This window comes from Rhodococcus sp. WS3, assembly GCF_003797085.1.
GTDB classification, from domain to species: domain Bacteria; phylum Actinomycetota; class Actinomycetes; order Mycobacteriales; family Mycobacteriaceae; genus Rhodococcus_F; species Rhodococcus_F globerula.
On the sequence record NZ_RKMA01000003.1, the window covers coordinates 1157591 to 1169495 of the forward strand.

The 11905-nt window shown below is 62.2% G+C and carries 12 protein-coding genes; 4 read left to right on the plus strand and 8 right to left on the minus strand.

What is annotated here, in order from left to right; genetic code table 11:
- Positions 1 to 27: 27 nt before the first annotated feature.
- Both EEB13_RS26620 and dacB read right to left on the minus strand, forming a co-directional pair.
- Positions 28 to 1098 (minus strand): zinc-dependent metalloprotease, encoded by a 1071-nt coding sequence (locus EEB13_RS26620; protein WP_371851354.1) that lies wholly within the window; start codon positions 1096 to 1098, stop codon positions 28 to 30.
- Positions 1089 to 2498, minus strand: a complete 1410-nt coding sequence (dacB, locus tag EEB13_RS26625) for a D-alanyl-D-alanine carboxypeptidase/D-alanyl-D-alanine-endopeptidase (RefSeq protein WP_141486592.1) — start codon at positions 2496 to 2498, stop codon at positions 1089 to 1091. Before dacB ends, EEB13_RS26620 begins: the two co-directional genes overlap by 10 nt.
- 104 nt (positions 2499 to 2602) lie before the next feature.
- Between dacB and EEB13_RS26630 the strand changes: the two genes are divergently transcribed.
- The gene (locus tag EEB13_RS26630) at positions 2603 to 3094 is read left to right on the plus strand and encodes an inorganic diphosphatase (RefSeq protein WP_033236312.1); all 492 of its coding nucleotides are present in this window, start codon (positions 2603 to 2605) and stop codon (positions 3092 to 3094) included.
- A 74-nt stretch (positions 3095 to 3168) separates the two neighbouring features.
- Here EEB13_RS26630 and EEB13_RS26635 read toward each other — a convergent pair whose 3' ends face one another.
- Positions 3169 to 3999 (minus strand): crotonase/enoyl-CoA hydratase family protein, encoded by an 831-nt coding sequence (locus tag EEB13_RS26635; protein WP_095888142.1) that lies wholly within the window; start codon positions 3997 to 3999, stop codon positions 3169 to 3171.
- Positions 4000 to 4025: 26 nt separating this feature from the next.
- Positions 4026 to 4232, minus strand: a complete 207-nt coding sequence (locus EEB13_RS26640; RefSeq protein WP_092806021.1) for a hypothetical protein — start codon at positions 4230 to 4232, stop codon at positions 4026 to 4028.
- 198 nt (positions 4233 to 4430) lie between these two features.
- On the opposite strand from EEB13_RS26640, the gene EEB13_RS26645 reads away from it, so the two are divergent.
- Positions 4431 to 6386 carry an amino acid permease gene (locus EEB13_RS26645; protein ID WP_045068286.1) on the plus strand — a complete coding sequence of 652 codons (1956 nt, stop codon included), beginning with the start codon at positions 4431 to 4433 and terminating at the stop codon, positions 6384 to 6386.
- Between the two features lie 150 nt (positions 6387 to 6536).
- Positions 6537 to 7058, plus strand: coding sequence for a 2-oxo-4-hydroxy-4-carboxy-5-ureidoimidazoline decarboxylase (locus tag EEB13_RS26650; RefSeq protein ID WP_045068284.1), 522 nt, complete (start codon positions 6537 to 6539; stop codon positions 7056 to 7058).
- Positions 7059 to 7116: 58 nt separating this feature from the next.
- On the opposite strand, the gene EEB13_RS26655 is transcribed toward EEB13_RS26650, so the two are convergent.
- Complete coding sequence (locus EEB13_RS26655; RefSeq protein ID WP_033236309.1) at positions 7117 to 7572, minus strand: tellurite resistance TerB family protein; 456 nt, start codon at positions 7570 to 7572, stop codon at positions 7117 to 7119.
- 159 nt (positions 7573 to 7731) lie between these two features.
- Here EEB13_RS26655 and EEB13_RS26660 point away from each other — a divergent pair, with 159 nt between their 5' ends.
- A complete protein-coding gene (locus EEB13_RS26660; protein ID WP_033236308.1) occupies positions 7732 to 7995 on the plus strand; it encodes a helix-turn-helix transcriptional regulator in 264 nt (87 codons plus the stop codon).
- A 5-nt stretch (positions 7996 to 8000) separates the two neighbouring features.
- Here the strand turns inward: EEB13_RS26660 and EEB13_RS26665 are convergent, their stop codons facing one another.
- From EEB13_RS26665 to EEB13_RS26675, 3 genes are read right to left on the minus strand one after another with little or no spacing between them, the layout of a single operon-like run.
- A complete protein-coding gene (locus tag EEB13_RS26665) occupies positions 8001 to 9581 on the minus strand; it encodes a TerD family protein (protein WP_261984650.1) in 1581 nt (526 codons plus the stop codon).
- A gap of 9 nt (positions 9582 to 9590) precedes the next feature.
- On the minus strand, positions 9591 to 10493 hold the full coding sequence (locus EEB13_RS26670; RefSeq protein ID WP_033236306.1) for an SGNH/GDSL hydrolase family protein: 903 nt from the start codon (positions 10491 to 10493) through the stop codon (positions 9591 to 9593).
- 43 nt (positions 10494 to 10536) lie between these two features.
- A complete protein-coding gene (locus EEB13_RS26675) occupies positions 10537 to 11892 on the minus strand; it encodes a TerD family protein (RefSeq protein ID WP_141486593.1) in 1356 nt (451 codons plus the stop codon).
- Positions 11893 to 11905 lie beyond the last annotated feature (13 nt).

Here is an 11905-nt window from a genome sequence, read left to right on the forward strand (position 1 = left end):
CAGTGACGCAGTTTCAGGCAGCACCGTCTAACCGAGCACGCGTGTCACCCACGCGTCGGGATGGTCGATCTCGTCGAGCAACGGCAGTGTTTCCGGGCCGGTCCAGATGGTGTTGAACTGCTCCATCCCGACTTTGAGAACCACGGCGTCGACAAACGCCTTGCCTCGGACGTACTGCGCCATCTTGGCGTCCATGCCGAGCAGCATCTTGATGATGCGCTGGACCGGATTGGACTTGCGTTGCCGGCGCTTGTCGAAGGCGGCGCGAATCGTAGCGACGGACGGCACCACAGCTGGCCCGACCGCGTCCATCACATGATCGGCGTGACCTTCGAGCAGAGTGCCGAGAACCAGCATGCGATCAAGTGCTTCGCGTTGCGGCTCCGCCTGCGACGCACGCAGCAGCCCGATGATTCCGCCGGGGGTGGCGTCGTCACCGTCGGCTGCAGGGTTCTTCCTGGACCGCAGTTCGGCGGTGAGACGCCCAACGACATCCGTCATCGACTCGTCGACGCTCGCGCTCAATGTTTCGACGGATTCCTTCATGTAATCCGCCAACCACGGTGACGACGAGAATTGCACGCGGTGCGTCACCTCGTGCAGGCAGACCCATAGCCGGAAATCACTCGGGTTGAGTCGGAGCGAACGCTCGACGGACACGATGTTCGGCGTGACCAGAAGCAGTGTGCCGTTTTCGCCGGTGAAGGGGTCGTACTGCCCGAGAATCGCCGACGACAGGTAGGCGAGCATCGCACCTGCCTGCAAACCCGCGGGTTTGCCGACCAGCAGATTTCCGTTGCCGTCCGGATCGGCGCCGGTGAGATGGGCCATCGACCGCGACGCCGCAGTGATCCAGCCGGCTCGGTCGAGAACGTCCGCTGCCGGGACGGGCAGGCCGTCGGCCAGACCGGTGACATCGCGCACCGGCAGTTCGGCGCGCTTCGACGCGTCAGCCAGCTCCGCGGTTGCGGTTTCGGCGGTGTAGCGCGACATGGCCGGACCACCGCGCGCCAATCTGATGCCGGCTTTGGTCGCGAGACTCCAGTCGACCGCTCCACCCAGAGTTGTCGAGTCGTTCTCTGCTGCCACTATTGGCACCCGCAATTCCTCAATGCTCCGGCGATGGCGTCCAAAGCCGGACGGCTGACTTCCGGTGGCCGATCGTTCGACATGAGCGCAAAGGTGAGCACTCGTCCGTTTTGATCCACCACAAAACCTGACAACGCACTAGCCGTCGACAGAGTTCCCGTCTTGGCACGCACCCAGCCTGCGCCGGTTCGGTTGCCCGACGCATATCGGTCGGACAAGCTGCCGGTTCCACCGGCAACAGGCAGATAGTCGAGCAACGGCCGCAGCTTCGGGTCGCCGTCTCCCGCTGCGGCGGTCATCACTCGATCGAGAACCTCCGCGGGAATGAGATCGTCGACGGAGAGTCCACTCGAGTCGAACAGCGTCACACCGGTGTAATCGAAGCCGGCGGCGCGCAGAGTCTTGGCGGTTCCCTCCACTGCCCCAGCGAACGACGCTTCGGTGCCTGACGCAATCGCCACCTCGCGCCCGATGGTCTCGGCAAGCACATTGTCGGAATGTTCCATCATCTGGATCAGACGGTCACTGAGCGGTGCGGACTGCACGCTCGAGATCGCCTTGGCGCCGGCGGGCGCAGTTCCTGCCGAGACTTTGGCCACGTCGACGCCCAGTGCCTGTGCCAGAACCTTCCCCGCGTCCAATGCGGGAGTTTCCGAACGCGGTGATTCGTCCATGGAGCCGTCGAATCGACCGCCCTCGATCATCACCGATTCGATGGGTGTGATGTATCCCGCAGCGATATCGGCCGGGAACCATCCCTGCGCCATGGTGTCACCTTTGAACAGACCGCTGTCGACGACGATGCTGTCCACCGGCGTTCCCGACGCTTTGATCTGATCGACAAGATCGGCAATATGCGCAGCGTTTGCGTAGTACCCGCTCTGCCCCTTCGGCGTTGCGGTCAATGTCGGGTCACCGCCACCGACCAGCACCAACTGCCCCGGCGCAGCACCCTGGACCACTGTCGTCGACAGTCGATGATCGAGCGGCAATGCCAGCAGCGCAGCAGCTGCCGTCAGCACTTTGGTGGTGGATGCCGGTGTCATGGGCGTCGACGGGTCGGCGCTCCACAGAACCTGCCCGGTGAGCGCATCAGCGACAACGCCGGTGAATTTCCCCAGGTCGGGGTTCGCGACAGCCGGTCCGATGGCCGCGGCAATTCCAGCCTCCGACGGTATCGGCGCGTCTGCCGGAACAGGAACTACCTGCGGCGACGGCGTCACCGGGCTCGGTTGTGGCGATGTCGTGACAATCGCGTTCTGCGTGGGTTCTTCGGAAGTTCCCAGTGCGACAACCAACACTGCCGCGATCGCGACTACCGCGACCACACACACCGCCAGCAGAATGCGCACTGTGCGTCGTTTGCGCTCTTCCAACGAGCCGATCTTTTTCTTTCCCTGGCCCGCCAACGCCCCTCCGTCTGTGCTCGCCCTGCTGGGTGGTCAGCCAACCTTATCCTTGACCCGATATCCTTCCGGACGAATCATTACCGACACGACAGCGAGGAATCGGCGTGGAGTTCGACGTCACCATCGAGATCCCCAAGGGTCAGCGCAACAAGTACGAGGTCGACCACGTGACCGGCCGCGTCAAGCTGGACCGTTACCTCTACACCGCCTTCGGCTACCCGGCTGACTACGGATACATCGAGAACACCCTCGGCGAGGACGGCGATCCTCTGGACGCCATGGTTCTGCTGCCCGAGTCGGTGTACCCCGGCGTAATCGTCGAAGCTCGTCCCGTTGCCATGTTCAAAATGGTCGACGAAGCCGGCGGAGACGACAAGGTCCTGTGCGTTCCTGCAGGTGATCCGCGTTGGGATCACATCCAGGACCTCAGCGACATTTCGCAGTTCGAGCTTGACGCGATCAAGCACTTCTTCGTCCACTACAAGGACTTGGAGCCGAACAAGCACGTCGAGGCTGCAAACTGGGTCGGCCGCGCCGAGGCAGAGGCCGAGGTCGAGGCTTCGATCAAGCGTCTCGCTGCCAACGGCGGTCACTGAAAGATCTGCGCTCAAAAAAATCCCCGCTCACCTTCCGGTGCGCGGGGATTTTCGTTTGCCTACTCCCCGTTGACCTACTCCCCGGTGAAGACCGGAGGGCGCTTCTGGAAGACCGAGGTGATGGCTTCCGTCAGGTCCTGCGACGGCAGGAACGCCGCGTTCCAGGCTGCGACGTAGCGCAGGCTGTCGTCGACGCTCGCGCTGCGCGAGTGATCGAGCACGTCCTTGATGCCGTGGACGACGAGCGGCGGGTTGAGCGCAATTTCCTGGGCAGTTGCGCGGGCTGCGGCAAGCACGGCGTCTGCGTCGTCGAACACGTCGTTGACGAGGCCGATCTTCTCGGCGCGCGCAGCGTCGATGTCCTTTCCGGTCAACGCGAGTTCGCGCAGGTGTCCGTCGCCGATGATCGCAGGCAGACGGGCGAGGCTGCCCATGTCCGCAACGATGGCGACCTTGACCTCACGGATGCTGAACTTGGCGTCGGCACTTGCGTAGCGAATGTCTGCTGCCGTGATGAGGTCGACGCCGCCGCCGATGCACCAACCCTGAACTGCGGCAATCACCGGCTTGCGGCAATCCGCGACTGCATTGATGCCGGACTGCATGCGCTTGATCATGTCGTGGAACTTGGTTCGCGGACCGGCCTGAGCCTTGTCCGCGAGGACAGCACCGAATTCACCGCTCATCGCCGGCAGATCAAGACCGAACGAGAAGTGCTTGCCGGAACCGGCGATGACGACAGCGCGCACATCGGGATCGGCGTCGAGGTCCGCAAAGATCTCGGGAAGTTCACTCCAGAAATCCGGGCCCATCGCGTTGCCCTTGCCAGGGCCGATCAACGTGACCTGGGCAATGTGGTCTTCGCGCTCTACGGTGAACGCATTCCAGCTCTTCTGTTCGCTCATTACTCAAGAGTAACCTCGAGTTGCGATCAGCCGAAGAGCCCGGCCTCATCCAGCACCAAGATCACAAGCGACACGGCAATCAGCGCCCACATCGTCTGCATCGCGATCCGCGCGGCGCGTTCGCTCGTCGGAGGAAAAACCCGCACCGTCGGGTGCTCTTCGATGTACTGAGCCAGCGGGACGGTCCGCACGCTCGAACTTCTCGGATTCCTGGTCTCCACAGTAGTAGCCATTACGCGATCCTCTCGACTCCGCATTCTCGTCGCAGGTTCCAAAAGTCAAGCCTGCGGCGAAGTTCGACTACTTCAATGTAGACCCGCTTCCCGAAGAATTCAGCTCGAGATTCCTGCGAATCCGCTGAGAACCGGAAATGCTGAGAACCGGAAAACGGGTACCCGGTTGATCGAGCCTGCGCACGAGGAGCGATCACTATGGCGACGACCGCCGAACCGAACACTCCTAGACGTCGGCTGAGGTCGTGGATGCTCGCAGACATCACCGAAGAACCCGGCGGGCACCTGGGTCCACACCGCATCACGTCAAAGCAGGAACATCGCCACCCGTGGTGGAAAGTCATGTGCCTGACCGGGGTCGATTACTTCTCGACGCTCGGGTACCAACCTGGGATCGCCGCCCTCGCAGCCGGCACCTTGGCCCCGCTGGCCACGGTTGTGCTCATCCTTCTCACCCTGTTCGGCGCACTACCCGTCTACCGACGCGTGGCGCGGGAAAGTCCGCACGGCGAAGGTTCGATTGCCATGCTCGAACGACTGCTTCCGAAGTGGCGCGGCAAGATATTCGTCTTGGTGTTACTGGGATTTGCCGCAACGGACTTCATGATCACGATGACGCTCTCGGCTGCGGATGCAACCGCCCACCTCGTCGAAAATCCTTTTGCGCCAACATTTCTCTCCGGACAGACCGTTGTCATCACGCTGGTTCTCCTGGCACTGCTGTCAGCGGTGTTCCTTCGCGGTTTCACCGAGGCCATCGGCATCGCGGTCGGACTCGTCGCGGTGTACCTGACGCTGAATCTCGTGGTGATCGGCGTGAGCCTGTGGCACATCGTGAGCGCGCCCGCATTGGTCACCGATTGGACCCGAGCCATGTCGACGGAACACGGCAATCCCGCGATGATGATCCTGATCGCTCTGATCGTATTCCCGAAACTTGCTCTGGGCCTTTCGGGTTTCGAGACCGGTGTTGCCGTGATGCCGCAGATCGAAGGCGGGCCACGCGATACCGAAGCGCAGCCGGAGGGCCGTATCCGCGGCACTAAACATCTACTCACCGCGGCCGCCTTGATCATGAGTGGGTTCTTGCTGACGTCGAGCCTGGTGACAACAATTCTCATCCCGGAGAACGAGTTTCAGCCGGGTGGCGCTGCAAATGGGCGTGCCTTGGCGTTTCTTGCTCACGACTATCTCGGGCAGATATTCGGCACCGTCTACGACCTCAGCACGATCCTCATCCTGTGGTTTGCCGGCGCTTCCGCGATGGCCGGTCTCCTCAATCTTGTTCCCCGATATCTCCCCCGGTACGGAATGGCCCCGTCGTGGGCTCGCGCGGTCCGCCCACTCGTGCTCGTGTTCAGCGTCATCGCGATCACCGTGACGTTCTACTTCGATGCAAGCGTCGACGCCCAGAGTTCCGCGTACGCAACCGGCGTGTTGGTTCTCATCTCCTCCGCGGCGGTGGCAGTCACCCTGTCCGTGCGCAGACGTGGAAATCGAAAACTGTTCGTAGCCTTCAGTTTTGTTGCAGCTCTCTTTGTCTACACAACCATCGCCAATATCATCGAACGACCGGACGGGGTGAAAGTTGCATCGTTCTTCATCGCTGCGATCATGGTCGTATCCCTCCTGTCGAGGGTGACACGCGCGTTCGAGCTGCGCGCTAAATCCGTCGAATTCGACGACACCGCTGTGCAATTCATCAACGAAGCCACGCACCGGGGCTATCTCGCAATTGTCGCGCACGACGCCGCCCACCTCAGCGAAAAGGAGTATCGAGTCAAGGAACTCCAGCAACGAGTGCACAGCAACATCCCCAGAGGTGAATCGATCATCTTCATGGAAGTCAATGTCACCGACTCCTCCGATTTCAGCACCGATCTTGTTGTCCACGGCCGACGCCGCGGCAGACACCGAGTCCTGCGAGTGGACAGTCCGGCAGTGCCGAACACCATCGCCGCCGTTCTCCTGAAGGCTCGCGATCTCACTGGCGTGATCCCGGATGTCTACTTCGAATGGTCCGAGGGAAATCCTCTGACCAACCTGCTTCGTTTCCTGTTCATCGGCGAAGGCGAAACCGCTCCGGTAACCCGCGAAGTGCTGCGCCGCGCCGAACGTCGACGCTCCCGCCGGCCCCATGTTCACGTCGGTTGAACGGATTTCCCACGTGTTAAGAACCTGAAAATTCGAGCTGGCAAACCTTCCCATTCGCAGGTAAACGTCGGATCATCGATGGTGATCGCACATCTGGCTAACCCGTGGCAGGACGCCCAACACTGCCTCAGGAACCGACCGGGAGGGCACATGCTGCTACATCAGTCGATCGGGTTGGAACGCTTCAACGAACTGCCCCGCCCGAAGGCAATCCATGCGCTGTACGAATGCTGTTGCTCGATGACGTGGGCTGGATGGGTCAGCGACGGTCGCCCGTTTGCCAGTTACGCGGAGATCCTGGCCCGAGCGGAGAACGCACTGCTCAACCTGTCCGACGCAGATGTCGAAAATGCCCTGCACTGCCATCCGCCCGTCGGCGTCCGCGCCCAAAGTGTGCCATCCCACCTCGAACAATGCGCGATCTGGGATTCCGACGAGTCACTGATGGCCACCATCCGCCGAGCCGGTGAGGAATACGAGTCGACCTTCGCGTTCCGATACATCTGGTGCTCACACGGGCACGATGCCCAGGATCTCCTCGAGAACATCCGCGTCCGCCTGACTAATCCGGCATCCGTGGAACGCAAGATCTGCGTCGACGAGTTGGCAAAGATCACATGTACCCGGATCGAGCGCATGCTCGGCCCCGAGGACGGTTACCCGGAGTACTGACGAGACAAAAGCGGGTGCGGTGCCAGTGGCACCGCACCCGCTTTCTGCAAGGGAACTATCAGAGATCGAATTCCGAGGGAGCAATTCCGACCGCAAAACACATGTCCCGCACTACTGCGCGCTCATGCTGATCGAAGTTGCCGTCGGCGCCGCCGATGATGATGCCGATCTGAATGACCGCGCGAGCCTGATCCTGCTTGGACTTGAGCTTGGAAATTGCCGCGGTTGCCTCTAGCTTTCCGAACTCGAAGTCCGACGTCAGCTTGCTGCAGTACCAATCGAACTGCTGACTCAACTCTGCCGGCGGGAAGACCGCCAGCGACTCGTTGCTCATGATCAATGCCGACGTCTTCTGACGCTCCGCCGGGTCGATCGAGCCGTCTGCGGCCGCGATCAACGCGCACATCGCCATACTTGCGTTCTTGAACTCCTTGTTCTGGAACTGGCTCGTCTTGGTCTTGAGCTGGCTGTTCATTTCCTGAGCCTTAGCCTTCAGCTGATCCCAGAATGCCATGAGTCTCCTCGGGTAGAGCCGCCACGCACCGCGCGTAGTCGTACCAACCACTTTGCCTGGGAGCCCCGAATTTTGCCATCCACCCCTGCAATTAAAACCTTCCGGTAGGTTCTTATATGCTTGCGGCCCTGCAATCAGTCAAGATCGAGGAGCACTTCCGTGACCGGGTCGCCCGAACAACCCGCTGCGCCGCCACGCGATCCCGGTCTCTCCAGCCGCGAAATCGAAGTGCTCCGGCACTGGCTCAAATCCGACAGTAAGACCGTCGTGTCCGCGCAGCTGCTCATCTCGATCGGGACAATCAACACACATCTGATGCGAATTCGAGGGAAATACGCGGCCGTCGGTCGGCGAGCCCCCACGAAGATGAGCCTGCTTGCACGTGCATTGCAGGACGGGATTATTACGCTCGACGAACTCTGATCGAGTCAGAGTTTGTCGAACGCGGCAAAGAGTTGCGGTTGCGTGGCCGGATTGAGGGTGTCCGGGACCAAGACCCAGTGCGAGCCCGTCCACGGATCGTGGACGTCGATCTCACCGGCCGCCGGAACGTGGCGGCACCCATGTGCCAAGGCCACGATGCTCTCCTCGGTCGAGCTCGACTCGTCATCTCCGACAAGCAGTATCGACAATCCGATCATCGGTCCGTGCTCGGCGAGAAACATGATCGCCTCGGCGTCCTGCGCCGAATACCCGTGCGGGAAGTCGCCGAGTATCAGTAGTCGTGGAGTGCTCGGGCCGGCGTCGTGAGACATCGCAAACTCCTGGCCGCTGTTTCTTGCCAGCCCCGCCAAATCCACAGCTTGGGCCAACTCCGTCAACCGCGCAGAAATCTCCTGATGCGTGCGAATCACCGGGCCGGCCAACTGCGCGGACAAACGATCCGTCAGCAACGTGTACGACCCGGTCAGATCGACGACGTCAAGCAACGGCATCGGCCCGGCAGCCATGATTCGCAGCGTCAACGCACTGACCACAGCGACCGCCGCTGCCCCGGAGGTGCTGTCCACCCAGATCGGCCGTGGCAGTGGGAGCGGCATGCAGTAGGGCACGCTCAGCGAACTTCGGTCGGGTGCGGACAACATGCCAAGTCGCACACCATCACTCGACGTCAGAGATTCCCTCGCCGAACCCGCCGCCCATACCGGTGATTCCCAGGACGCCATCGCCCGCGGAATCACCGAATCCACGACGGTCAGCTCATGGGCCAATTGCGCGGAATCTCGCGTATGGCTCTCGCGGGCTGTCGCCACCAGTTCGTCGTGACGCTTCTGCGCAGCTTCACGGGCGGCAATACCGGCCGGCGAGTTGCGGGTGCTCGCGTCAGCTACCGCTACCGACAGTTCCTCGTCCAACCTCGTCATCGCGTATTCGCTGCTCGATATCAGCGACGCCGCCGACCTCGATGCGTCTTCGAAGATCATCCACATACGTTCGAGTGCGCGGCCCTCTTCGACGGGCTCCACAACCTGATCGTCGCGCACCGGCGCAGTAGGGCTTCCCGCGTTTGCCGGCGCGTCGTCTACCTCGACTCCGTGAACGCCGATGAGTTCGGCCAAACCGCCCGCATAGCCTTGTCCGACTGCTCGAACCTTCCACGCGCCGTTTCGCCGGTACAACTCCCAGCAGATGACTGCGGTCTCCGAACCTGCGGTGGGAATGTCGAATTCGCCGAGTACCGAACCGGATTCATCGCTCAGCCGCGCAGACAAACCGGCAACCCGAAAGGCCCCGGCTGTGGCGGCACTCGGATCGACGCTCACGATGCACAGCACCGCTGCCGCATCGGGGTGAAGACGATCGAGATCGACCCGGACGACGTCGCCTGTCAGCTGCACGCCGGCCGTCGACGGCTGGTTGTAGAAGACAAAAGCGTCGGACGACAGGGCCTGCAGGCGCGTATCCGTCACCATCGCAGACACGTCGAACGGCGTCTGGCTGGACGCACGAAACGTCACGACGGATGTTTGCAGCGGCGCATTCTGTCCAGGAACGAACTCCACAGTCACAGCCGAGAACTATGCCACGCCGATGGGGTTCGCTCGCAGATCTGCCACAATTCGGCCTGCAACTTCGGTCATTCCGCTCGCTGTGAAGTGCAGTCGTTGCGCCGTCGACTCCGAGAACATGCCCTCGAACCACCGCTGCTCCGGCGCAGCACAGGCGTCGTGTCCACCCGCTACCGCGTCCGTGGCGATGTCGATGACGTGAACGCCGTACCGGCCGGCGATCGCGGCAAATTGTGTGTTGAAACGCGCGTAGTAGTTCATGAACCACGCCGCGTCACCGTCCGAGAACGGAACATTGGGCCAGCACGCCCTGGCACCGATCATCCCGCCTGCTCCGACCATGTAGATCCGCGCCTGCGGAGCCCGCTGCGTCAGCGCAGCCAGAGTCTTGTCGAGCGAATCGGCAGCCTGATCGATGCCGGACTGCGCAAGGGACTCGGTGAGCGGATCGTTGCGACATCCGCGATCGACGCCCGGTGCGGGAGCAGCACACAGTGCCCCCACGATCAGGGTGTTCGAGTCGTTGCCCCCGACCGAGAGGGTGATCAGATTTGTGTCCGGGTGTACTGCATCCAATTGGACCGGCCACTGCGTCGGAATCAGTTGGGGTGTGGAGATGATGTTCTCGCTACGAGCAGCACTGCATGACACGTCCGCGAACTCCGAGGTTCCGAGTTCGCGCGATATCTTGCCCGCAAAGTTCTCGTACGACCGCGAGCACCCGTCGGGGTACATCGGTTCCAAGCGTGGTCCCGACGCCCGGGAGTCTCCGAGAGCGGTGTACTTGATGCCTGCGTTCTCTCCGGAGTCCACGGGAACCGACGCGTGTGCGGCGCCGGCACCCGCCAACGTCAGAACCAGTCCCACCACGGTGGCCGCAACTGAACCGAACCGAATCCCACGATTAATCATCTACCGAGCCAAGCCCTTTCACACCCCAACCGAATTTCACTCACTACGCCATCAGGAAACGGCCCAGCTGTGGTGCGGCTTCGCCGGCGTGCTTTGCCTGGATGCCCTCGCCGATCGCCTGCAGCTTCCATTCACCGTTCTGCCGGTACACCTTTGCCATCACCATTCCGGTGAACGCCATACCGCCCTGCATCGTGTACCGAGCCAATTCGGAGTTGGTGGTGCTGTCGACCAAACGGCAGAACGCATTCTGCACCTGCTCGAAAGTGTGCCCGCGGTACGACGTAACCGTGAAGATCACCGCGTTGACGTGCGCAGGCACGCGCTGGAGATCGACCGTCATCACTTCGTCGTCACCATCACCGTCGCCGGTCAGGTTGTCACCCATGTGACGCACCGACCCGTCCTTCGACGTGAGCTGTCCGTAGTAGCAGACGTCGACCAGATTGCCGTCGGCGTACAGGAGCGCCGACGCATCGAGGTCGACATTGGCCGTGCGGCTGCCGAACATGCCGCTCTTCTTGATCGGGTCCCAGCCCAACCCCATCTGGATCAGAGTGAGTGCAACGCCGCCCTCCTTGCGGAGCGTGACCTTCTGCCCCTTGGTGAGGCTGACGGGGCGACCCTTCACCAGGCTCACCTCAGCCGGTGCGGCAGGAGGCTGGTTGTACACCGGCGGCGCGGGCGGGGCCGGCGGCGCGTTGTACGACGGCTGCTGCTGCGGCGGCTGGTTGTAGACCGGCTGCTGCTGCGGCGGCTGGTTGTAGACCGGCTGCTGCTGCGGCGGCTGGTTGTAGGCCGGCTGCTGCTGGGGAGGCTGGTTGTAGACCGGCTGCTGCTGCGGCGGCGGGCTGTAGGCCGGTTGCGGGGGTGCGGCCTGGGCAGCGGGTGCTGGTGCGTCGTCGACGGAGACACCGTGATCCGTCACCAACGCTGCAAATCCACCGGCATAGCCCTGCCCGACGGCGCGGACCTTCCACGCGCCCTGACGTCGGTACACCTCGAGCGCGATGACGATGGACTCGCTGGACAGCCCGTCGATCACGTACTCGTACAGCACGTTTCCGGCGGCATCCGATACCCGAGCCGTCGGCGCCGCGGTGCGCCCGAAATTCGAGGAAGTGTCGTCGAGAGTGATCACCGCACGAACCTGCTCGATGTCGGCAGGCACACCGGCCAGCGAAACCTTGAGCGACGCGATGCCACCCGGGTTGGGAACCAACTGCACGCCTGGCCCGGTGGGCTGATTGAAGAAGACGAAGTCCGCGTCGGAGCGCACTTTGCCGTTGCCGGCCACGAGCAGTGCGGAGAGGTCAGCGGCGGCGGCCAACTGCACTGAGACAATCACCTCCGGCACATCCAACGGACCGTTCTGACCTTTGGCAAGCGATACAGACAACTACATCTCCTTC